This window comes from Amycolatopsis sp. M39, from assembly GCF_001651785.1.
Taxonomy (GTDB): Bacteria; Actinomycetota; Actinomycetes; order Mycobacteriales; family Pseudonocardiaceae; genus Amycolatopsis; species Amycolatopsis rubida.
The window spans coordinates 296,590-317,678 of the sequence record NZ_LWSF01000003.1; the positions used below are offsets into that span (position 1 = coordinate 296,590).

Annotated in this window: 21 protein-coding genes; 16 read left to right on the top strand and 5 right to left on the bottom strand. The window is 69.1% G+C overall.

Annotation, left to right across the window (positions count from 1 at the left end; translation table 11 throughout):
* The 3 genes from A4R44_RS10190 to A4R44_RS10200 form a co-directional block, all read left to right on the top strand.
* Positions 1–1,120 (top strand): glutathionylspermidine synthase family protein (locus A4R44_RS10190; RefSeq protein WP_067578790.1); only part of this gene is annotated, 1,120 nt, incomplete at its 5' end.
* 54 nt (positions 1,121–1,174) lie between these two features.
* Positions 1,175–1,627 carry a DUF350 domain-containing protein gene (locus A4R44_RS10195; protein ID WP_067578586.1) on the top strand — a complete coding sequence of 151 codons (453 nt, stop codon included), beginning with the start codon at positions 1,175–1,177 and terminating at the stop codon, positions 1,625–1,627.
* 37 nt (positions 1,628–1,664) lie between these two features.
* Positions 1,665–2,579, top strand: coding sequence for a haloalkane dehalogenase (locus A4R44_RS10200; RefSeq protein ID WP_067578589.1), 915 nt, complete (start codon positions 1,665–1,667; stop codon positions 2,577–2,579).
* 203 nt (positions 2,580–2,782) lie between these two features.
* Here A4R44_RS10200 and A4R44_RS10205 read toward each other — a convergent pair whose 3' ends face one another.
* On the bottom strand, positions 2,783–4,063 hold the full coding sequence (locus tag A4R44_RS10205) for an aspartate aminotransferase family protein (protein WP_067578591.1): 1,281 nt from the start codon (positions 4,061–4,063) through the stop codon (positions 2,783–2,785).
* Between the two features lie 152 nt (positions 4,064–4,215).
* Between A4R44_RS10205 and serS the strand changes: the two genes are divergently transcribed.
* From serS to A4R44_RS10215, 3 genes are all read left to right on the top strand, one after another.
* Positions 4,216–5,484 (top strand): serine--tRNA ligase, encoded by a 1,269-nt coding sequence (serS, locus tag A4R44_RS10210; protein WP_078870231.1) that lies wholly within the window; start codon positions 4,216–4,218, stop codon positions 5,482–5,484.
* Between the two features lie 87 nt (positions 5,485–5,571).
* Positions 5,572–5,985, top strand: a complete 414-nt coding sequence (locus A4R44_RS47815; RefSeq protein ID WP_157904846.1) for a hypothetical protein — start codon at positions 5,572–5,574, stop codon at positions 5,983–5,985.
* 24 nt (positions 5,986–6,009) lie between these two features.
* A complete protein-coding gene (locus A4R44_RS10215) occupies positions 6,010–7,011 on the top strand; it encodes a DUF3558 family protein (protein ID WP_067578594.1) in 1,002 nt (333 codons plus the stop codon).
* A 37-nt stretch (positions 7,012–7,048) separates the two neighbouring features.
* On the opposite strand, the gene lhgO is transcribed toward A4R44_RS10215, so the two are convergent.
* Together lhgO and A4R44_RS10225 are read right to left on the bottom strand one after the other, a co-directional pair.
* The gene (lhgO, locus tag A4R44_RS10220) at positions 7,049–8,335 is read right to left on the bottom strand and encodes an L-2-hydroxyglutarate oxidase (RefSeq protein WP_338080505.1); all 1,287 of its coding nucleotides are present in this window, start codon (positions 8,333–8,335) and stop codon (positions 7,049–7,051) included.
* The gene (locus tag A4R44_RS10225; RefSeq protein ID WP_067578599.1) at positions 8,295–11,372 is read right to left on the bottom strand and encodes a BTAD domain-containing putative transcriptional regulator; all 3,078 of its coding nucleotides are present in this window, start codon (positions 11,370–11,372) and stop codon (positions 8,295–8,297) included. Before A4R44_RS10225 ends, lhgO begins: the two co-directional genes overlap by 41 nt.
* A 114-nt stretch (positions 11,373–11,486) precedes the next feature.
* On the opposite strand from A4R44_RS10225, the gene A4R44_RS10230 reads away from it, so the two are divergent.
* The 7 genes from A4R44_RS10230 (at position 11,487) to A4R44_RS10260 (ending at position 17,115) form a co-directional block, all read left to right on the top strand.
* On the top strand, positions 11,487–12,635 hold the full coding sequence (locus A4R44_RS10230) for a DegT/DnrJ/EryC1/StrS aminotransferase family protein (RefSeq protein WP_095213273.1): 1,149 nt from the start codon (positions 11,487–11,489) through the stop codon (positions 12,633–12,635).
* Between the two features lie 26 nt (positions 12,636–12,661).
* Positions 12,662–13,591, top strand: a complete 930-nt coding sequence (locus A4R44_RS10235; protein ID WP_067578603.1) for an NAD-dependent epimerase/dehydratase family protein — start codon at positions 12,662–12,664, stop codon at positions 13,589–13,591.
* A 37-nt stretch (positions 13,592–13,628) separates the two neighbouring features.
* Positions 13,629–14,846: a glycosyltransferase family 4 protein gene (locus A4R44_RS10240; protein ID WP_232791560.1), complete on the top strand. Its 1,218-nt coding sequence runs from the start codon at positions 13,629–13,631 to the stop codon at positions 14,844–14,846.
* Positions 14,846–15,463: a DapH/DapD/GlmU-related protein gene (locus A4R44_RS10245; RefSeq protein ID WP_067578607.1), complete on the top strand. Its 618-nt coding sequence runs from the start codon at positions 14,846–14,848 to the stop codon at positions 15,461–15,463. The genes A4R44_RS10240 and A4R44_RS10245 overlap by 1 nt, the downstream gene beginning before the upstream one ends.
* Positions 15,464–15,473: 10 nt before the next feature.
* On the top strand, positions 15,474–15,758 hold the full coding sequence (locus tag A4R44_RS10250) for a hypothetical protein (protein ID WP_067578609.1): 285 nt from the start codon (positions 15,474–15,476) through the stop codon (positions 15,756–15,758).
* Between the two features lie 125 nt (positions 15,759–15,883).
* Complete coding sequence (locus tag A4R44_RS10255; RefSeq protein ID WP_067578612.1) at positions 15,884–16,384, top strand: SigE family RNA polymerase sigma factor; 501 nt, start codon at positions 15,884–15,886, stop codon at positions 16,382–16,384.
* Positions 16,381–17,115 carry a hypothetical protein gene (locus tag A4R44_RS10260; protein ID WP_067578615.1) on the top strand — a complete coding sequence of 245 codons (735 nt, stop codon included), beginning with the start codon at positions 16,381–16,383 and terminating at the stop codon, positions 17,113–17,115. Before A4R44_RS10255 ends, A4R44_RS10260 begins: the two co-directional genes overlap by 4 nt.
* On the opposite strand, the gene A4R44_RS10265 is transcribed toward A4R44_RS10260, so the two are convergent.
* On the bottom strand, positions 17,116–18,069 hold the full coding sequence (locus A4R44_RS10265; RefSeq protein WP_067578618.1) for a Gfo/Idh/MocA family protein: 954 nt from the start codon (positions 18,067–18,069) through the stop codon (positions 17,116–17,118).
* The gene (locus A4R44_RS10270) at positions 18,066–19,172 is read right to left on the bottom strand and encodes a DegT/DnrJ/EryC1/StrS aminotransferase family protein (RefSeq protein WP_067578620.1); all 1,107 of its coding nucleotides are present in this window, start codon (positions 19,170–19,172) and stop codon (positions 18,066–18,068) included. The genes A4R44_RS10265 and A4R44_RS10270 overlap by 4 nt, the downstream gene beginning before the upstream one ends.
* A 191-nt stretch (positions 19,173–19,363) precedes the next feature.
* Between A4R44_RS10270 and A4R44_RS10275 the strand changes: the two genes are divergently transcribed.
* The 3 genes from A4R44_RS10275 to A4R44_RS10285 are packed head-to-tail and all read left to right on the top strand — an operon-like array spanning position 19,364 to position 21,086.
* Entirely contained in the window at positions 19,364–20,107 is a 744-nt protein-coding gene (locus A4R44_RS10275; protein ID WP_067578622.1) for a UDP-N-acetylglucosamine acyltransferase, read from the top strand.
* Between the two features lie 9 nt (positions 20,108–20,116).
* Positions 20,117–20,362: an acyl carrier protein gene (locus tag A4R44_RS10280; RefSeq protein WP_067578624.1), complete on the top strand. Its 246-nt coding sequence runs from the start codon at positions 20,117–20,119 to the stop codon at positions 20,360–20,362.
* Positions 20,355–21,086 (top strand): SDR family NAD(P)-dependent oxidoreductase, encoded by a 732-nt coding sequence (locus tag A4R44_RS10285; protein WP_067578626.1) that lies wholly within the window; start codon positions 20,355–20,357, stop codon positions 21,084–21,086. Before A4R44_RS10280 ends, A4R44_RS10285 begins: the two co-directional genes overlap by 8 nt.
* The last annotated feature ends 3 nt before the right edge of the window (positions 21,087–21,089 follow it).

The window sequence follows — 21,089 nt, forward strand, 5'->3', positions numbered from 1 at the left end:
CGAAGAGCAGGGCCTGGTCTACGGCACCCCGGCGCGCGACGGCACCGGCAAACCGCGGCCGTACTGGGACGAGTCGGTGCACTACGTCTTCGACATGGACGAGGTGCTCTCGCTTGAGGCGGACGTCGAACTGCTGCATTCGATGTGCCTGGAGGCCGTCGACAACGTCGTGACCACCGAGCAGTACCAGCGCTTCGGCATTCCGGAGTGGGTGTGGCCGCACATCGCGGAGTCGTGGAAGCGGCAGGACCCGCACGTCTACGGCCGCTTCGACCTGCGCTACGACGGCAAATCGCCCGCCAAGCTGCTGGAGTACAACGCGGACACGCCGACCACGCTGCTGGAGGCGTCGCTGCTGCAGTGGCACTGGAAGACCGACGTCTTCCCGGAAGACGACCAGTGGAACTCCATCCACGAGAAGCTGGTGGAGCGCTGGGCGGAGATCGGCGGCAAGCTGCCGTCGAACGAACTGCATTTCACCTGGTCCGCGGCCGATCCGAGCGGCGAGGACCACGTGACCACGGCGTACCTGCAAGAGACCGCGGCCGAGGCCGGGCTCGACACGGTCGGGCTCGCGATCGAGGAGATCGGCTGGGACCCGGTGCTCAAGCGGTTCGTCGACCTCGCCGAGGGACAGATGTCCACGGTGGTGAAGCTGTACCCCTGGGAATGGGTGGTCGACGAGGAGTTCGGCAAGTTCGCGATCGAGACCATGCCGCGCACGCTGTGGGTCGAACCGCTGTGGAAGATGCTGCTGTCGAACAAGACGCTGCTCGCCGTGCTGTGGGAGAACTACCCCGGGCATCCGAACCTGCTGCCCGCCTTCGCCGACGACCCCGGCCTGCTCACCGAGTACGTGCGCAAGCCGAAGCTCGGCCGCGAGGGCGCGAACGTGCAGATCGTGGCGACCGGGTACGAGACGCAGACGGACGGCGTCTACGGCGCGGAAGGCTACGTCTACCAGGCGTTCGACCCGCTGCCCGAGTTCGACGGGTACCGGCCCGCGCTCGGCGCGTGGATCGTCGGGGACTCCTCGGCGGGCCTTGGCATCCGCGAGACCAGCGGACTCGTTACCGACGACGGCGCGGCGTTTGTGCCGCACCGGATCCCGGAGTCGTGATACAACCCTGGATGTCCGATTCAACAGGCTGAATTGGCCATTCAGGGAGACCCCGTGACCTCGACGCTCGCGTTGCCCGCAACGTTTGGTTCCGACCTCGTGCGCGGAATCGGCGCGATCCTGCTGTACGGCATCGTCGGCCTGCTGCTGATGTTCGCCGGCTTCTACGCGATCGACTTCACCACGCCGGGCAAGCTGTCGAAGCTGGTCACCCGCGGGCTGCCGAACGCGGTGATCGTGACCGCGTCCGGGCTGCTGTCCATGGCGTTCATCGTGGTCGTGGCGATCTACAACTCCGCGAGCGACCTGACCGCCGGGCTGATCACCTCGCTGGTCTACGGCCTGATCGGGGTCATCGTGCAGGTGCTGGCCGTGCGGCTGCTGGAGTGGGCGACCCGGATCGACGTCGGGTCCACGATCCAGAGCGAGACCTTCGCGCCGGCGAGCGTCGTCGTCGCGGCGGCACACCTCGGCCTCGGGCTGGTCGTCGCGGTGGCGATTTCGTAGCGTTCGCGCACTGCCGCGCGGTCCCGTTCCCACTAACGTGGGAAGCGTGCGACTCCTCAGGACGCCGGAAGACCGGTTTGCGGACCTGCCCGATTTCGCCTTCGAACCTCAGTACACCGATCTGTCCGACCCGGACGGCGGGCTGATCAGGGTCGGCTACGTCGAGGCCGGGCCCGCGGACGGCCCGCCCGTCCTGCTGCTGCACGGCGAGCCGAGCTGGTCGTTCCTCTACCGGAAGATGCTTCCGGTGCTGGCCGACGCCGGGCTGCGGGCGATCGCCCCGGACCTGGTCGGATTCGGCCGGTCGGACAAGCCCGCGGAGATCGTCGACCACACGTACGCGCGGCACGTCGAATGGACGCGGCGGTTCGCGTTCGACGTGCTCGGGCTCGAAGGGGTCACGCTGGTCGGACAGGACTGGGGCGGGTTGATCGGGCTGCGCCTGGTCGCCGAGAATCCGGGCCGGTTCGCCGGGGTGGTGGCGGCCAACACCGGATTGCCGACCGGGGACGCGGACATGCCGCCGGTGTGGCACAAGTTCCGGGAAGCTGTGGAGGGCGCGCAGATTCTCGATGTCGGGCGGTGTGTGCAGGCCGGCTGTCAGACGCCGCTGTCGGAAGACGTCCGGGCTGCTTACGACGCGCCGTTCCCGAACGAGATGTACAAGGCCGGGCCGCGGGCTATGCCCGGGCTGGTGCCTACGCGGCCGGATGATCCGGCGTCGGAAGCCAATCGGGCGGCTTGGGCGACGTTGACGGAATTGGATGTGCCGTTCTTGTGCGCATTCTCGGACGGGGACCCGATTACCGGGGCGATGGGGCCGATTCTGCGGCGGTCGATGCGTGGGGCGGCTGGTCTGGACCATCCGACGGTGGCGGGGGCTGGGCACTTTGTGCAGGAGGATGCGGGGGAGGAACTCGCCGAGCACGTGGCGCGGTTGGTGCGGCGGTGACTCTCGCCTTGAGCGCCCCACTATGGCATTGGGTGCGCCGCACCGAATGCCATAGTGGGGTTTCTCGGTAGCGAGACGCGCGGGGCGGCTTCCGCTGAGGTTCGCAGGCGCAGTTGCGTGCAAAGCTGGTCCTGATCACAGACGTCAGCGGGGGGCGGAGAAGCTTGCGTGTCGCACCACGTGGCATTGGGGCGCAAGCAGGTTCAGGACAGGGCGGCCAGCGAGTCGAGCAGGATCTGCAGTCCTTCGGCCGCCTCGGCTTCGGTCAGCGTCATCGGCGGGCCGATGCGCAGCACGTTTTTGTGCAGCCCGCCCTTTCCGATGAGCAGCCCGCGCTTTTTCGTTTCTTCCAGCATTTGCTTGGCGGCAGCGGTATTCGGCGTCGTGGTGCCTGGTTCGATCAGTTCGACGCCGATCATCAGCCCCTTGCCGCGTACTTCGCCGACAACGGGGCTGTTGGCCGCACGCAGGCCTCGCATCAGCTGGTCGCCGCGGGCTTTGCAGTTGGCTTGCAGATCGTGCTCGTCGATGTAGTCGAGGACGGCCAGCGCGCCCTGCATGGACACCGGGTTGCCGCCGAAGGTGGAGAATGACTCTGCCTGGAAGCAATCCATGACGTCGCCCCGAGCGACCACGCCGCCTACCGCCAGGCCGTTGCCCAGTCCCTTGGCGAAGGTCATCATGTCCGGCACCACGTCGTGGGCCTGGATGCCCCAGTAGTGGTCGCCGGTGCGGCCCCAGCCGGTCTGGACCTCATCGGAAACGAAGAGGATGCCGTGGTCGTCCAGGACTTCCTTCATCGCCTTGAACAGGCCGTCCGGCGGGGAACTGAAGCCGCCTACACCCTGGATCGGCTCCGCGATCAGGCAAGCCACGTCGCCCGCGGTGGCGGTTTCCAGCAGTTCCACCAGATCGGCGACGCAGGCGTCGATGTAAGCGGTGTCGGGCAGGTCGCGGAAGGGGCTGCGGTAGCGGTAGCCGCCGTGGACGTAGTTGACCTTGATCGGGCTCAGCGAGGACGCTGACCAGCCGCGGTTGCCGGTGATCGCGACCGTGCCGAAGGACCGGCCGTGGTAGGAGTTCCGCATCGCCAGCACCTGGTTGCTGCGGCGGTACTGGGTGGCGAGCATCAGCGCGGTGTCGTTGGCCTCGCTGCCGGAGTTGGTGAAGAACACCTTGGCGTCCGGGATGCCGGAGCGTTCCGCGATCCGTTCGGCCAGTTCGACCTGCGAACGGATCAGATACAGCGTCGAGGTGTGCAGGACGCCGGTGTCCAGCTGCTTGCGGACCGCGTCGCTGATCGCGGGGACGTCGTAGCCCATGGCGTTGGTGAGCACGCCCGCGAAGAAGTCGAGGTAGGTGCGGCCGGTGGAATCGGTCAGACGGCGATCCTGCGCGTGCACGATTTCGATCGGCTCGTCGTACAGCAGGGACATCCAGGACGGGAGCACCGCGCGGTGGCGCGCGAGCAGGTCGTCGGTCATGTGAGTTCCCTCCGCTCCGGGTTCTAGCGAGTATGGGGAGCGCGGGAAACGGGCGACAACGATCAGACTGTCGGGTTGTCTTCAGCGCGCCGCACAGTGTGTACGGGAAACCGCGTCGAAGTCGTGGCTGGCCTGCGACTACCCTTCTGTCCGTGATTGACCCCAGGACTCTGCGCGAAGACCCGGAAGCCGTGCGCGCGTCGCAGCGTGCCCGTGGCGAGGACGAGGGAGTGGTCGACAAGCTGCTCGATCTCGATCAGCGCCGCCGCTCTGCGATCGCGACCGCCGACAAGCTGCGGGCCGAGCAGAAGTCCGTGTCCAAGCAGGTGCCGAAGGCCTCCGCCGAGGACAAGCCCGCCCTGCTCGCCCGCGCCAAGGATCTGTCGGCGCAGGTCAAGGCCGCCGAGGTCGAGCAGAACGAGGCGTCGGAAGAGTTCGACAAGCTGTTCCGGATCCTGCCGAACCTGGTGCACCCGGACGCGCCGATCGGCGGCGAGGACGACTTCGCGGTGCTGAAGACCGTCGGCGAGGTGCCGTCGTTCGACTTCGCCCCGCGCGATCATCTCGACCTGATGGAAGGCCTCGGCGCGCTCGACATGGAGCGCGGCGCGAAGGTGTCGGGCTCGCGGTTCTACTTCCTGTCCGGTGTCGGCGCGCAGCTGCAGCTCGCGCTGCTGAACATGGCCGTGGCACGCGCGACGGCGAACGGCTTCACGCCGATGATCACGCCGTCGCTGGTCCGCCCGGAGATCATGGCCGGCACCGGCTTCCTCGGCGCGCACTCGTCGGAGGTCTACCGGCTGCGCGACGACGACCTGTACCTCGTCGGCACTTCGGAGGTCCCGCTCGCGGGTTACCACTCGGACGAGATCCTCGACCTCGCCGCCGGTCCGCGCCGCTACGCCGGCTGGTCGTCGTGCTACCGCCGCGAGGCCGGGTCGTACGGCAAGGACACCCGCGGCATCATCCGGGTGCACCAGTTCGACAAGGTCGAGATGTTCGTCTTCGCCAAGCCGGAGGACGCCGAGGCCGAACACGAGCGGCTGCTGGGCTGGGAAGAGGACATGCTCGCCGCGATCGAGGTCCCGTACCGGGTGATCGACACCGCGACCGGCGACCTCGGCACGTCCGCCTATCGCAAGTACGACTGCGAGGCGTGGGTCCCGACGCAGGAGACCTACCGCGAGCTGACGTCGACGTCCAACTGCACCACCTTCCAGGCCCGCCGGCTGTCCGTCCGCTACCGCGACGACAACGGCAAACCGCAGACGGCGGCCACCCTGAACGGCACGTTGGCGACCACGCGCTGGATCGTCGCGATCGTGGAGAACCACCAGCAGCCCGACGGTTCGGTCCGGGTGCCGGTGGCGCTGCGGCCGTTCCTCGGCGGGCTTGAGGTGCTGGAGCCGGTCAAGCGCTGAACTTCGCGAAGGCGAGACAACCTCAGATGGAATCCGGCAGAGCCCTGTTCCCTGCGCAAGGCGGGCCTGCTGGCAGCTGCGGACTACGTGCTGGCCTTCGCGGCCGCTTGCTGGTTGCTGGTCACCGGGAAGCCGCGCACGCATCCGTCGTTCCAGTTCGGGCTGATGCTGATCGCCGCAGCGGCGATCAGCGGAGTCATGCTGCTTCGAGGACGGACCGGCGACCGTTTTTTCCGTTCTGCTGAAGCGAAATTCAGCACCACGCTTCGCCAGGGCTCGCTGCGGATCTGGCTGCTCGGGCTGGTGCTCGCGTCGGCAGGTGCCGGCCTCGTACCCGAACCGGCCGCAGGTGAGCGGGGCCACGATGGCGATCGTGCTCGTCGTGACGGCAGCGGTCGCTTCCGGGGTGAGGGCGGCCGTCCTGCGCCGCGCCGCGGGCGAACCGTGATTGCCGGGTTCTTCCTTCCGGTTCCGCAGGTGCGGAACCGGACTGGTCAGTAGGGTGCGGAGCGGAGGAGGCAGCTGATGAGGTTCAACGGAGCGGCGCTCGCCCTGGCGGCGGCCGCGATGCTGCTCGCCGGGTGCACGCAGCAGGTGAGCGGCGTGGCTTCGCCGGTGCCGGGCCAGGGACCGGTCACGCCGGTCGTCGAACCGTGCAAGCTTCTCGACGCGAAGCAGCTCGCCGGGCTCGGCTACAAGCCGCAGGGCAGGTCGGTGCAGGCGCGCAAGGAACAGCGCGCGCCCGCGATGTGCTTGTGGACCGCGACGGACACCGAGCACACGGTGGTCATGTCCGTCGGCTGGTCGGTGGACCTGAGCCTCGACGACTACCTCCAGGGCGCCCTCAAGAAGGCCGGCCCGGTGCAGCTCGGCGGGTTCCCGTGGACGCGCTACGCCGGGTTCATGGGCGGCAGCTGCGACCTGTACACGACGCTCGGGCCGAAATCGTTCGCCTTCGTGAGCGTGTCCTATCCGGACGACGCGCAGGCGTGCGAGCGGGCGAAGAAGGTCATCCCGCAGGTCGCCGCGCATCTGCCGGGCGGGCAGCCCGCGCCGCCGATCGCGCCGAGCACGCCGCCGGAGGGCACCGCGCCGACCGGGCCGCTCGCGTCGGTCAACCCGTGCCAGCTGCTGAAGCCGGAGCAGGCGCAGCAGCTGACCATGGTGCCGAACGGCGAACTGGACAGCTCCAAGGTCATCTCGCCGAACGTGACCTACTGCCTGTGGAAGGACACCGACGGCGACGGCGGGCAGAAACCGTTCGAGGTCTGGCTCGGCCCGGACGTGCCGTTGAAACGCTGGCCCGGCATGGACGTCGCGCCGACCGAGCAGATCGACGTGAACGGCCGGAAGTGGTCGCTGTTCCCGAACTTCAACGATTCCGGCGGCGTGATCTGCGCGGCCGGGCTCCCGGTTTCCGACACCGCCTCGATCCAGATCGTCAGCGGGCAGCTGGCAGACAAGACCAAGGCGTGCGACGCGATCAAGGCCGGAATCCCGATGGTGTCGGGGAATCTGCCTTCCTGAACCGGCCGCATCGGACTGCGCGGCACTTGGCCAGGCGTCAGTCGGTCACCCGGTCGGCGATGTACTTGGCGATCTCCAGCGCGCTCGTCGCCGCCGGGCTCGGCGCGTTGAGCACGTGCACCTGGTCCTTTGTGGACTCGATGAGGAAGTCGTCCACCAGCGAACCGTCCGGGCGCAGCGCCTGTGCCCGCACGCCGGAACCGTGGCGCACGATGTCGTCCTCGGTCACCGCGGGCACGAGCTGCGCGAGGCTGGCGGCGAACCGCTTCTTCGAGAACGACCGCAGCACCTCTTCCAGGCCGGTCGGGTACGCGTATTTGCGCGCGAGCTTCCAGGCACCGGGGAAGCGGGCGACGTCGGCGAGGTCCTTCACCGACACGTCCGCCCAGCGGTAACCCTCACGGCGCAGCGCGAGCACGGCGTTCGGGCCCGCGTGGACGCTGCCGTCCAGCATCCGGGTCAGGTGCACGCCCAGGAACGGCAGCGTCGGGTCGGGCACCGGGTAGATCAGGCCGCGCACGAGGTGGCGGCGCTCCGGCTTCAGCTCGTAGTACTCGCCGCGGAACGGCACGATGCGCGCGCTCGGCGTGATGCCGGCCATTTCGGCGACCCGGTCCGCGTGCAGACCGGCGCAGTTGACCAGCGCGTCCGCGTGCAGCACCGCAGAGCCGGTGGCCACCTCGACACCGCCGCCGCGAGCCGGGCGGATGCCCAGCGCGGGCGTGTTCAGCCGCAGGTCCGCGTCCGCCTCGTCGAGCAGTCGCACGAGCGCCGCGCACACCGCGGGGAAGTCGATGATCCCGGTCGACTCGACGCGCAGCGCGGCGACGCAGGACACCTCCGGCTCGTACTCGCGGGCCTCCGCGGGGGTGATCCGCTTGGCCGGCACGCCGTTGGCCTCGGCTCGTTCGGCGAGCGTGTCCAGCGCGGGGATCTCCTCCTCGCGAGTCGCCACGACGAGCTTGCCGCACACCTGCACCGGCACCCCGTACTGCCTGGCGAAATCCACAATGGACCGGTTGCCGCCGACCGACATCCGCGCCTTGAACGAGCCGGGCTTGTAGTAGAGCCCGGCGTGCACGACATTGGAGTTGTGCCCGGTCTGGTGCGCCGCCCAGCGAGCTTCCTTTTCGAGCACCGTCACGTCCTGGCCGCGCTGGGACAGCTCCCAAGCGACCGACAGCCCGACGATTCCCCCACCGATCACAACTACGTTCCGCACGGCAGGGAAGGCTACGCGCTCCGGTGCGGCGCTGCGTACCCCCCGACGGCGTGGTAGCTGTTCACTGAACCGGGGACAATCCGGCCAACGCGAGACGTCGATGCGGTTCCAGCTGCTGACCGGCGGTGTACGCGGCGGTGAACCCGTCCGGTCCGAGAGCCTTCTCCGCGGCCGCGGTGACCTGCGCGACATCGTGCTGGCCGGGCACGGCGGTCCCGCGCACCGCGGCCGCCGCGCCGAGCAGGGCGGCGGCGTCGGCGAACCGGCCCTCCTCGGCCAAGACCCCGGCGACGCCCTCGAACGCGGTGGCCAGTGACCCGTGGTCATGCCAGCGGTGCGCGGTTTCGACGCCGAGTCGCATCCGCCGGTGAGCGTCCTCCGGGCGGTGTTCGGCCACGTCGATCCAGCCGAGCGCGATCGACGCGGCTGCTCGCACGATGGCGGCCGAGAACGAGTCCGCCGCGCATTCGGCGAGCGCCTGCTCGGCGAGAGCCCGCGCGCCGGCCAGATCTCCAGAGCGGCGGGCGAGACCGGACAGGCCGACGTGACCGCTGCCTCGCGTCTCGGGCATCCCGGTGCGGTGGGCCAGCTCGACGGTCCGCTCGTAGTCGGCCTTCGCGCCGTCGAGGTCGCCGCGCAACGCTCGGCTGTCGCCGCGACGGCACAGCAGGTCCGCGTAGTCGTCGGTCGCCCCGAGCGTCTGCATGAGCGACAGGGACTCGGTCATCGCGGCGAGCGCTTCCTCGTGACGGCCGCGCAAAACCAGCAGCTGCGACAGGTGGTCGAGCGCCATCGACAGCCCCCAGCGTTCGCCGAGCGCCCGGTAGCGCGCCTCGCCTTCGCGCAGACCGCGTTCGGCTTCGTCGAGTTCCCCGGCGAGCATCGAGCGCAGACCGTCGCCCGTCGGCACGAGTGCGGTGAGCCATGGGTCGGCATGCTTTTCGAGCCCGGACAGGCGGAGCCGCGCGTCGTCGTCCTCCGGCGGCCCGAGCACAACGCCCGACAGCATGAGCATCATCGGATGCTCCGGGGTCCAGGAGCTGTCTACTAGGTACTGCTCCACATAGGACCGATAGTTCGCCGTCTCGGCGGCTTCCGGGGCACCGGCCATCGCGGTCAGCAGGCACATGAGGAATTGCTCACGGTGCCCTTCCGGCGGCTCCGCTTGGCAGTGGCGCACGATTTCCATCGACAGCGCCGCGCCTTCGTAGCGTCGTCCGCGCAACCACCAGTACATCGACAGCGCGGTGGCGATCCGCAAGGCGGTCGACGGATCTGCCCCGGCCGACCACCGGAGCGCGGCCACGATGTTGTCGTACTCAGCGTCGATTTTTCGCAGCCAGTCCAGCTGATCCGCAGTACGCAGCTTCGGGTCGGCTTCCTCGACGAGCCGCAGAAACGCCTGCGCGTGGGCGTGCCGGAAGCGTTCGGTCTCGCCTGCGGCGTCGAGCTTTTCCGCGCAGAAAGCACGGATTGTCTCCAGCATTCGGTAGCGCCCGTTCGACGGTTCGGCGAGCGACTTGTCGGCGAGTTCGGGGAGCAGGTCGACGGGCACGTCGCACACCTGCTCGGCGTACGCGAGCGTCGCGCCGCCGGTGAAGACGGTGAGCCGACGGGCGAGGCGGCGTTCGTCGTCATCGAGGAGATCCCAGCTCCATTCGACGACGCCGCGGAGCGACCGGTGCCGCTCGTCGGCGGTGCGGCTGCCGTGGGCCAGCAGCTGGAAACGGTCGCCGAGCCGCGCGGCGATGTCGGCGACCGGCAGCGTGCGCACGCGGGCGGCGGCCAGTTCCAGCGCGAGCGGAAGGCCGTCGAGCGCGGTGCAGATCCGGACGACGTCGGCCGCCGTTTCGTCGGTCAGCCGGAACGCGGGGTCGCTCGCCCGGGCACGGTCGAGGAACAGCCGGACCGCGGGGTAGGTCTCGACGGTCTCGGCACCCGGCGGCGGAACGGCGAGGCGGGGGATCGGCGCGAGCTGTTCGCCGGTGATGCCGAGCGGTTCCCGGCTCGTCGCCAGCACCCGCAGACCGGGGCAGGCGGGCAGCAGCCGCGCGACCAGCCTCGCGGCTGCGGCGATGACGTGTTCGCAGTTGTCCAGCACCAGCAACGTCGCCTGGTCGTGCAAGGCCGAGACAAGGCGGTCGACCGGGTCCTGGCGACCGCGGGCCCCCTCGCGCAGGCCGAGCGCGGTGAGAACGGCCTGCGGAACGTCGTCGGCGACGTGCGGGGCCAGCTCCACGAAGACGCACGGTCCCGCGTCCGCCGCGGCTTCGACGGCCAGCCGGGTCTTCCCGGTCCCGCCCGGACCGAGCAGCGTGACGAGCCGGGCCTGCCGCAGGAGATCCGCGACCTGCCGCAGCTCGCCGTCCCGGCCGACGAAGCTGGTGAGCTGTGCGGGCAACGGCGTCGCTGCGTCCGCCGGCTCGCCGCGCAAGGCGGCCAGATGCGCCTCGGTCAGGTCTGGACCAGGGTCCGCGCCGAGTTCGTCGGCGAGCGTGCGACGGGCGTCCTCGAACGCGGCCAGCGCCTCGGCGGTCCGGCCAGCCGCGTGCAACGCCCGCACCAGCTGGGCGCGCGGCCGCTCGCGCAGCGGGTGCTCGGCGATAGTGGCGCGCAACTCGTCGAGGACACCAGCGGCGCGGCCGAGCGAGATCTCCGCGTCGATCCGGTCGGCGGCTGCCTCGGCGCGCAGTTCGGTCAGCCGGGTGGCCTGGACCGCTGCGGCCGGGACGTCGGCGAACGCTGGTCCGCGCCACAGCGCGAGCGCCTCGCCGAGCAGATCGCTGGCCCGCGTCGGGTCGCCCTCGGCCCGTTCGCGCCGGCCCTCGCCGGCCAGCCGTTCGAACCGGTGTGCGTCCACTTCGTCCGGTTCGATCCGGAGGCGGTACCCCGCCGAGGTGAGTTCGATCGGCAGTTTCAGCGCGCTGCGCAGCCGCGAGACCTGCGATTGGAGCGCGTTGGCCGCGCCGTCCGGCGGTTCCTCGCCGTAGAGCCCGTCGATGAGCCGCTCGGCGGACACGAACCGTCCGGCGTCCGCCGCGAGCAACGCCAGCAGCGCCCGGCCTCGCGGGCCGCCCACGGCGACCGTCCCGCCCGCGCCGTCCCACGCGACGACGGCCCCCAGCACCCCGATCCGCATCCCGTGAGCCTATGCCCGGAACGGGTGCTTACCCGTGGGTTCTGTCCCCGAAACAGGAGGCGAACGCGACTTCTATACACTTTGGCGCGACCCCGCGCAATGCGGGACACCCCGATGCACAGGAGATCTACAGTGGGCGAACCCGTCCTGCTCGGGAAGCCGACCGTCGGCGACGAAGAGCTCGCAGCCGTCGCCGAAGTGTTCCGTTCTGGCTGGCTGGCCGGCGCGGGCCCGGCGTGCCGTCGCTTCGAGGAGCGCTTCGCGCAGCTGACCGGCACCGCGCACGCGTTGACCACCAGCAACTGCGGATCCGCCCTGTTCCTGGGCTTGAAGGTGCTCGGCGTCCAGCCCGGCGACGAGGTGATCGTCGGCGACTACACCTTCCCGGCGACCGGCCACGCCGTGCTGCAGGCCGGCGCGAAGCCGGTCTTCGCCGACATCCGCCCGGACATCTTCAGCGCCGACCCGGTCGCGATCGAAGCGCTCATCACGCCGCGCACGGTCGGCATCCTGGCCGTCGACGTCGCGGGCCAGCCCGGCGACTTCGACGAGTACCGCGCCATCGCCGACAAGCACGGCCTGTGGCTGTTCGAGGACGCCGCCTGCTCCGCGGGCGCGACCTACCGCAACCGCCCGGCGGGCAGCCTCGCCGACCTGGCCGCGTTCTCCTTCCACGGCCGCAAGGGCATCACCGCGGGCGAGGGCGGCGCGCTGGTCTCGAACCGCGAGGACCTGATCGCGCACGCGCGCAAGATCCACACCTACGGCATCGAGCCGGCGATCAGCCGCGAAGGCTCGGACACGCTGCCGATCCCGTCCTTCCACGAGCTCGGCTGGAACTTCCGGCTCTCGGACATCCAGGCCGCGATCATGGGCGTCCAGCTCGACCGGCTGCCCGACCTGCTCGCCGCCCGCCGTTCGGTGGCCAAGCGCTACCACGAGGCGTTCGAGGACGTCGACGCGCTGACCGTGCCGGTCGAGGCTCCCGACCGCGAACACCCGTGGCAGGCCTACCTGATGACGGTGGCCCCGGAGATCAGCCGCGACGCGCTGGCCCTGCGGATCCGCGAACAGGGCGTGCAGTGCAACTTCGGCACCTACGCCTCCCACCTGCAGCCGGTGTACGGCGAGCAGCAGCCGCTGCCCGTCTCCGCCGACGCCTTCCGCCGCCAGCTGGCCATCCCGATGCACGCGGAACTCACCGACAGCGAAGTCGAGCGCGTGGTCACCACCGTGCGCGAAGCCGTGTCCGCTCTTTCCTGACCCGCCGAGCTCTCTGAGGAGAACCCATGTCCGACAAGAAAGTTTTCTTCACCGGCGCCGGCGGTTTCATCGCCTCGCACGTGATCCCGATCCTGCTGGAGAAGGGCTACACGGTCCGGATCTTCGACAACATGACCCGCGGCGACCGCGACCGCGTCAACGAGTTCGTCGCCACCGGCAAGGTCGAACTGATCGAGAAGGACGTGCGCTACGGCGTCGGCGTCCGCGAGGCCATGCGGGGCTGCACGCACGCGATCCACTTCGCCACCGTGTCGATCAACAAGTCGATCGCGGACCCGGGCGAGTCGATCGACATCAACATGGTCGGCAACAACAACGTCTTCGCGGCCGCGGCCGACGAGGGCGTCGAGCGTCTGGTCTTCGCCTCCAGCGCCTCGGTGTACGGCGAGCCGGAGAAGCTGCCGATGCACGAGGACGATAAGCTGAACCCGCTCACCCCGTACTGCATCTCCAAGCGCGCCGGCGAGGACCTGCTCGGCTTCTACGAGCGCACCAAGGGCCTCTCCTGGAACGCGCTGCGGTTCTTCAACGTGTACGGCCCCGGCCAGAAGATCGAGGCGTACTACACCTCGGTCATCAACCACTTCATCCAGCGCCTGCGCGCCGGCCAGCCGCCGATCATCGACGGCGCGGGCGACCAGTCGATGGACTTCGTGCACGTGACCGACCTCGCCAAGGGCGTCGTCGCCGCGCTGGAGTCGGAGCAGTCGAACCTGCCGATCAACATCGGCACCGGCATCGACACCTCGATCGCCACCCTGGCGAAGATCCTCATCGAGGCGGTCGGGGTCGACGTCGAGCCGGTGTTCAACAAGCGCGACGTCCTCGTGTCCCGCCGTGCCGCGGACATCACCCGGGCCCGCGAGGTGCTCGGCTGGGAGCCGCAGATCACCGTCGAAGAGGGCATGCGCGCTTTGGTGCGGGACTCCGAGTGAGCCTCGCCGTCGGCGCGTCTTCCGAGGGGAATGCGTAATGAGCACTGCGGGCCCGGCCGAAGGAAAACCCATGCGGATCGTGGTGGTGAACAACTTCTTCCCGCCGCGCGTGGGCGGGAGCGCGCACATGTCGGCCTCACTGGCCGCCGAGTACGCGGCAGCCGGACACGAAGTGCTGGCGATCACCGCTGCCTACGGTGACGCGCCGGCGGAGGAGGAGCGCGACGGATACCGCGTCGTGCGCCTCCCCGCGGTGAAAATGCCGCAGCTCGGCCTGTCGATCGACTTCGACATGACGTTCGCGTCGATGCGGCCGGGCAACTGGCGGCGGCTGTGGAAGCTGCTGAACGAGTTCAAACCGGACGCGGTGCACCTGCACGGGCAGTTCTTCGACCTGTCCTGGATGGTCGGCATCTACGCGCGCCGCCGCGAACTGCCCGTTCTGCTGACCATCCACACGCTGCTGACCAGCGAGAACAAGATGTACGGCCGCGTGTTCCGGGTGCTCGACGCGATGCTGGTGAACCCGGTGCTGAAGTACCTGCGCCCGCGCTTCGTCATCCTCGACAAGCTCGGTGTGGACTACTGCGTCGAGCGCTACGGCACGAGCGACGACAACTCCGAGTACTTCCCGATCGCGGTCGACACCGGGCATTTCGCCAAGCCGGTGACCAAGGACGTGCGCGCGGAACTGGAGATCGGGGACGCGCCGCTGATCGTGTCGCTCGGGCACGTGATCCCGCTGCGCAACCGGCTGCCGCTGATCGAGGCGCTGCCCGCGATCCTGGAGCGGCACCCCGGGCTGCGCGTGGTGATCGTCGGCCGGGTGTATCACGACGCGTTCCAGCAGCGCGCCAAGGAACTGGGCGTGGCCGACGCGCTGATCGTCACCGGCGCGGTGCCGAAGGCGGACGTGCCCGCGTACTTCGCGGCCGCGGACATCGTCACGCACGACCTCAACGGCGGCTGCGGTACCGCGTCGCTTGAGGCGATGCTGTCCGGCACGGCGACCATCGCGTCGGTCGCCGAGGACAACTACCCCGGCATCGAACTGCACAATGGCGAGAACATCCTGCTGGTGCGGCCGAACGATTCCGAAGCGGTCAAGTCCACCGTGCTGTCCCTTTTGGACGATCCGAAGGAGCGCGCGCGGATCGCCGAGCGGGAAGCCTCGATGGTCCGGGACAACTTCGGACTGGACGTAGTGGCCGAGGAACACCTGCGGGTGCTCACGAAACTGGTGGCGGACAACTGATGTTCTTCGACGACGAGCGCAGCAACCGGCTGCGCCCGATGATCCTGAACGACCTCGTTTCGCAGTACCTGAACGACGCCGAGCGGGCCGCGTTCTACGGCCTGCCGGAGTCGTGCCGGGTGCGGGAGCGAGTCAAGATCGTCAGCCCGGGCAACCTCACGATGGGCGAGCACTGCTGGGTCGGCGAGGGCGCGGCCCTCGACGCCAGCGGCGGGCTGGAAATCGGAGAGCACACCAGCATCGGGCTGAACACCCTGGTGTTCACGCATTCGAGCTGGCTGGCGAACATGGCGCTGGAAAATCATTCCGGCAGCGATTTGATCGAACGCAAGCCGGTGAAAATCGGCAAGGGCTGCTTTATCGGCGGCCTCGTGGTGATCATGCCGGGCGTCACGATCGGTGACTTCGCGACGGTGCAGCCGAACTCGGTGGTCGCGAAGGATGTTCCGGCGCGTTCGTTGGTGGCGGGCAACCCGGCGCGGGTGTTCCAGCGCTACGACGAGGAGTACATCGAGGCGGAGGTGAAGCGGGTCCGCGAGGAAAACGCCCGCCGCCGCGCCTTGTCGGACGACTCGTCGGGGTGGGGTTCTCCGTCAGGCGACTTCACGGAGAAGTAATTCGGACACGGTGCGTCACGCGCTGGCGGATGCTGTCCTTGAATGGCCTCACCACCTCCTGACCCTTGCCGGCTGGGCGGACCTTCCGGAGAACCCGAGGGTTCGGATCGAGGTTGTCGAAGAAGTTCCGTCCGTGTCGCCGGGTCCGATGTGGTTCCAGCTCTGCCCGGAGATGAGCGCCGATGCCGGTATCGAGCACTACTGGATCGTAGATCTGGATCCGCCGGTCAGCATGATCGCTGACCGGCTCATGGACGGCGATTACGCGCTCATCGACCCGTGTGCGCAACGCTGACACCAAGCACCTCCCTGAACACCATGCGTCGCGTCATTGAGACAAGACTGACCAGCCATTACGTCGACGCACGTCCCCCGCCCCCGTAACCTGGACCGCAAGGCAACCAGGAAACAGAGGTGGGGATGGTGCGCGGAGACGACGAGTTCGCCGACTTCGTGCGGTCCTGTTCTGCCCGGCTCACCCACGCGGCCTACCTGCTCACCGGCGATCGCCACCAGGCCGAGGACGCCGCGCAGACTGCCTTCACCCGTACCTACGCCGCCTGGCCCCGGGTGCGGCGCAAGAACCCGTACGCCTACGCCCGGCGCGTGCTCGCCAATCACGTCATTGACATCTGGCGCCGCCCGATCCGCGAATACGCCACCGAGGAGATGCCGGAACCGCCGAAGGTGCCGGACATTTCGCACGCCGTCGCCGATCGGGAATGGCTTTCCAGCGCCTTGGCCCGGCTCACCGCGAAGGAGCGGGCCGTGGTCGTTCTCCGGCATTTCTTCGATTTGCCGGAACACCAAGTCGCCGAGGAACTGGGCGTGTCGGTCGGCACGGTCAAGAGCACCAATTCCCGTGCACTGGCGAAGTTGCGCGTGGACGGCGAAGCGCTGGTCGGGGAGGTGAGCGCGTGACTGACGAACTTGACCGGTTGCGCGCCGCGCTTCAGGAAGCGCCTGCGGAACCCTTCGCGGAGCCCGATCTCGACCGGATTTTCAAAGACGGCGCGCGGATCCGGCGTCGACGGCGGTTTCTGACCTCCTCGGGGGCGGCGCTGGCTGTGGTAGCCGTGGTCTTCGGCGCGGCTTGGCTACGGTCGCCGGGCGGCGCGCCGGAGCAGGTGCACGCGGCCGCGTCGCCGCCGATGGTGACGAACGTGTCCTCGTCGACTTCGGTCCCGGCCCCGACGTCGGCGGAATCCCGGCCGCTCGGCGAGGTTATCTCCACCGGCACCTACGCCGACGGCGCGGAACTTGTCTTCTACGCGACGGAAATCGACGATCCGGACAACCTTCCGACTGTCCAATTCGGAGTGATGGCCAGCCTGTACGAGCCGGACGGCGACCTGCGTCCGCTGTACCTCGCCAACGAATCCGAAGGCAAGGACCGCTCTTTCGGCTTCCACGCCACCTCGGGCGGCACCACCGTGTCCGATGTCTGGGTGCCGGTGTACGGCTACTTCAGCGGACCGGCCGCGCGCATCGAGACCACAGTGGACGGTCGCACGATCCCGGCGCACACCGCGCGCTGGAGCGAGGATCCCGACGTGGTCGTCTTCTGGTTCGACCAGGACGACGTACCGTCCGCGGAGAGCGCGACCCCGCTGGTCGCCTACTCCGCGGACGGCAAACGCCTCACCAGGTAATCAGGCGGCTTCGGCCAGCACCTGCGCCACGACCTCGTGCGAGGGCAGGATCAATGCCCGCTCGACGTCCGCGTCGACCTTGCCCTCCAGCAGGTCGACGAACCGGTCCAGCTGGGTCGCCAGCGGTTCGCGCGCGGTGACCAGTTCCGGGATCTCGATGACGGTCTGCTGCCGGTAGCCGAGCCCGTCCGGGGTGACCGAATCGTGTGAGACGTGCCGGTAGATGGTCACATCGCGGCGCAGCAGGTCGATCTCGATCATCCGGTCCAGTTCGGACACCATCAGCGACCGGACCTTGCGCTGCGCCAGCCGCGAAGCCGACACCGTGGCCAGCCCGGCGGGGAACGACAGCACCGTCTCGATGGTGTCCTCGGCCCCGGTGACCGACTGCGGGTGGAAGTACCCCGCGCTGGAGGTGACCCGGCTCGGGGTCGCCCCGCCGAAGAACTGGATCGCCAGGTCGACGTCGTGCACCAGCAGGTCCCACGCGACGCCGGTCTTGATCCGCGGCGCGTACGGGCCGTGCCGGCGCGCCATCAGGTGCACCGGTTCGTTCACCAGCGCCCGTGCGGTCATCACGGCCGGGTTGTAGCGCTCCAGGAGCCCGCACATCAGCGGGACGTCCTTCTTCGCCGACAGGGCAACGATTTCCTGCGAGAACTCGAGGCTGTCGCACACCGGCTTCTCGACCAGCATCGGCTTGCCCTGGCCGAGAATCTCCTGCGCCAGCTCGTAATGCACCTCGGTGGCCGAGGCGAGCACTACCGCGTCCACATCGGACAGCGAGCCGATTTCCGGCGTCCACTGGGTTTCGTAGCGTTCGGCGGCCGCGCGGCCCGCTTCCTCGCGCGGGTCGATCACGCGGGCCAGGTCCACCCGGTCGTTCTGCGACAGGACGCGCGCGTGCAACGAGCCCATGTTGCCGGTGCCGACGAGTGCGATGCGGTGTGTCATGCGCCCAGTACCTCGCGAACGGCCTCGATGATGCGGTCCAGTTGGGATTCGGTCAGATGCGGGTGCACCGGCAGCGAAAGTGCTTGCGCGGCAACGGCGGACGCCGCCGGGAAGTCCTCGACGCGAGCATCCGGGATCAGCGGGTGCCCGCGGTAGCAGTCGTAGTCGAAGACGATCTTCGGGTAGTAGATCCCATTGCCGATGCCCTTTTCGGTCAGCGCGGAGGCGAATTCCTCGCGCGAGAGCATCGCGTGCGGGCCGACCAGCACGGTGTACTGGTGCCACACGTGCTCACGGCCGGGCAGCACCTGCGGAATTTCGAGACCCGGCGTGCCGGCGAGCCCCTCGGACAGCCGCTTCGCGTTGGCCTGGCGGGCCGCGGTGAGCTGGTCGAGCTTCTCCAGCTGCGGGATGCCGACCGCGGCGTGCAGGTCGGTCATCCGGTAGTTGTGCCCGGCCATCTCGTACTGGTAACGGGCCTTCATGCCCTGGTTGCGCATCACGCGCAGCTTGTCGGCCAGCGCGTCGTCGTCCGTGGTGATCACGCCGCCCTCGGCGGTGGTCACGTTCTTCGTCGCGTACAGCGAGAAGCAGCCGATGCCGTACGACCCGGCCTGCTTGCCCTCGAAAGACGCGCCGACGGCCTGCGCGGAGTCCTCGATGACCCGCAGCCCGTGCTCGGCGGCGAGCGGCGCGAGCTTGCCCATGTCCGCGGTCTGGCCGTACAGGTGGACCGGCATCAGCACCTTGGTGCGCGGGCCGACCGCGGCGGCGACGGCGTCGGGGTCGAGCGCGAAGTCGTCGCGCCGGATGTCGGCGAACCGGACGGTCGCGCCCGCCTCCAGGATGGCGTTCAGCGTCGCGACGAAGGTGAACGGCGAGGTCACCACCTCGTCCCCGGGCTGAAGGTCCAGCGCCTGCAGCGACGCGACGAGCGCGGTCGTCCCGTTGTTCACGGCGATGGCGTGCTTCGTGCCCGCGACTTGCGCGAAAGCGTCCTCGAAGCGCTTGACCATCGGCCCCTGAGCGATGGCGCCGGATCGCAGCACCTCGACGACCAGGTCCTCCGCGTCTCGGACGTCGACCACGGTAATGGGGATCATCGGCAGTCTCTCTCGGCTGGGGATTTCTATGCGTCCGGTACAGTGCTAGGCGCTCCGGCCGCGAGGCCGGAAAGCCGCCGGTTCTGCGCCCGGCCACCCTGCATGCACGCGGGCCACACGTTACCGGGCGCCGCCGCCAGCCCTTGACCCCAGGCCGTCCAGGCCGGAAGCGACGAAACGGATCACCGACTGTGTCACCTGCGGCACCCAACCGGATTCACCCCACGGCAGTCGTCGGCGAGGGCGTGGAGCTGGGCGAAGGCAACGTCATCGGCCCTTACACGGTCATCGTCGGCCCGGCTCGCATCGGCGACGGGAACTGGATCGGACCGCACGTGACCATCGGCACGCCGGGCGAGGACCGCGGGCGTCCGCATCCGGCGGCCTGGGAGGAAACGCCGATCGGTGATCCGGACCAGGACGGCTACGGCGTCGTGATCGGCGACCGCAACCGCATCCGCGAGTACGTCAGCGTGCACCAGGGCACCTGGCGCACCACCACTCTCGGCAGCGACGGCTACTACCTGCGCGGCAGCCACATCGCGCACGACTGCCTGGTCGGCTCGGGCGTCACCGTCGCATCGAACGTGATCACTGGCGGGCACTGCCACATCTGGGACGGCGCGAACCTCGGCATGGGCACTGTGCTGCACCAGCGTGTCGTGATCGGGCCTGGCGCGATGGTCGGGATGAGCTCGGCGGTCCGCCGAGAAGTGGGCGCTTTCACGATCGCGGTAGGCAACCCGGCAAGGGTGACCGGCGTCAATGTGGTCGGGCTGTCCCGGCGCGGCCTCGACGAGACCATGATCGAGGCGCTCTCGCCGTGGCTGAAGGGCAAGGGCGAACTGCCGGACGACGGGCTGGCCGATCGCCTTCCCGGGGACCTCTCTACCGTGGTCAAGGCGTGGGACGCCCGCCCCCGCGACGAACACTAGGAGCTGTGAATGTCGGAAATCGCCCCCAAGCTGCGAGAGGTCTTCGTCGAGGCGCTGGACCTCGACGGGGACGTTGACGTCGAGAACCTCAAGTACCGCGACATCGAGGCGTGGGACTCGGTCGGCCACATGGCGCTGGTCGCCGCCATCGAGGACGAGTTCGACGTCGAGTTCGACACCGACCAGGTGATCGACATGTCGAGCTTCAAGGTCGCGGTCGACATGGTGACCGAGCTGAAGTCGAAGAATGACTGATCTGTCCGGACGCGTCGCGCTCGTCACCGGCGGGACTCGCGGGATCGGCCTCGCCACGGCGAAGGCCCTGGCCGAGGCCGGGGCCACCGTGGTGCTGACCGGTCGCGACGAATCGCGCGCGAAGGAGGCCGCGGCCGCCGCCAGCGCTTCGGCCGGGCTTGCGCTCGACGTGACCGACGCGAAGGCGGTCTCCACGCTGGTGCGCGGCGTGGCGAAGGAACACGGCAAGCTCGACATCGTCGTGGCCAATGCCGGGATCATGGAGGACGCGCTCCTCGGCATGATCAAGGAAGACCTGGTCGACACCACGCTGAGCACCAACGTCGCCGGCACGCTGCACACCGTGCAGGCCGCCGCGAGGGCGATGATGCGGAAGAAGACCGGCGCGATCGTCGTGCTGGCCAGTATCGTCGGCGAGTACGGAAGCGCTGGTCAGACGGTGTACGCGGCGTCAAAGGCGGCGGTGGCGAACATCGCGCGTTCGGCGGCGAAGGAACTCGGCCGCTCCGGCATCCGCGTGAACGCGGTCGCGCCGGGCGTGATCGACACCGATCTCACCGCGGGTCTCGCCGAGGACGCGAAGGCGGACAACATCGCGCGCACGCCGCTGGCCAGGCTCGGTGCGGCCGAGGACGTGGCGAAGGCGATCCGCTTCCTGGTGAGCGACGAGGCGTCGTTCGTGACCGGTCAGGTGCTCGGCGTCGACGGCGGCTTGGTGCTGTGAAGT

Excerpts from the sequence above, each read along its gene's own strand:
- A4R44_RS10205 (WP_067578591.1), bottom strand. The coding sequence starts at position 4,063 with ATGACCGACGACCTGCTCGCGCGCCACCGCGCGGTGCTCCCGTCCTGG.
- A4R44_RS10255 (WP_067578612.1), top strand. The coding sequence starts at position 15,884 with ATGGTGCGCGGAGACGACGAGTTCGCCGACTTCGTGCGGTCCTGTTCT.
- A4R44_RS10280 (WP_067578624.1), top strand. The coding sequence starts at position 20,117 with ATGTCGGAAATCGCCCCCAAGCTGCGAGAGGTCTTCGTCGAGGCGCTG.
- A4R44_RS10225 (WP_067578599.1), bottom strand. The coding sequence starts at position 11,372 with ATGCGGATCGGGGTGCTGGGGGCCGTCGTCGCGTGGGACGGCGCGGGC.
- A4R44_RS10270 (WP_067578620.1), bottom strand. The coding sequence starts at position 19,172 with ATGATCCCCATTACCGTGGTCGACGTCCGAGACGCGGAGGACCTGGTC.
- A4R44_RS10230 (WP_095213273.1), top strand. The coding sequence starts at position 11,487 with ATGCACAGGAGATCTACAGTGGGCGAACCCGTCCTGCTCGGGAAGCCG.
- A4R44_RS10215 (WP_067578594.1), top strand. The coding sequence starts at position 6,010 with ATGAGGTTCAACGGAGCGGCGCTCGCCCTGGCGGCGGCCGCGATGCTG.
- A4R44_RS10235 (WP_067578603.1), top strand. The coding sequence starts at position 12,662 with ATGTCCGACAAGAAAGTTTTCTTCACCGGCGCCGGCGGTTTCATCGCC.
- A4R44_RS10245 (WP_067578607.1), top strand. The coding sequence starts at position 14,846 with ATGTTCTTCGACGACGAGCGCAGCAACCGGCTGCGCCCGATGATCCTG.
- A4R44_RS10240 (WP_232791560.1), top strand. The coding sequence starts at position 13,629 with ATGAGCACTGCGGGCCCGGCCGAAGGAAAACCCATGCGGATCGTGGTG.
- A4R44_RS10285 (WP_067578626.1), top strand. The coding sequence starts at position 20,355 with ATGACTGATCTGTCCGGACGCGTCGCGCTCGTCACCGGCGGGACTCGC.
- A4R44_RS10265 (WP_067578618.1), bottom strand. The coding sequence starts at position 18,069 with ATGACACACCGCATCGCACTCGTCGGCACCGGCAACATGGGCTCGTTG.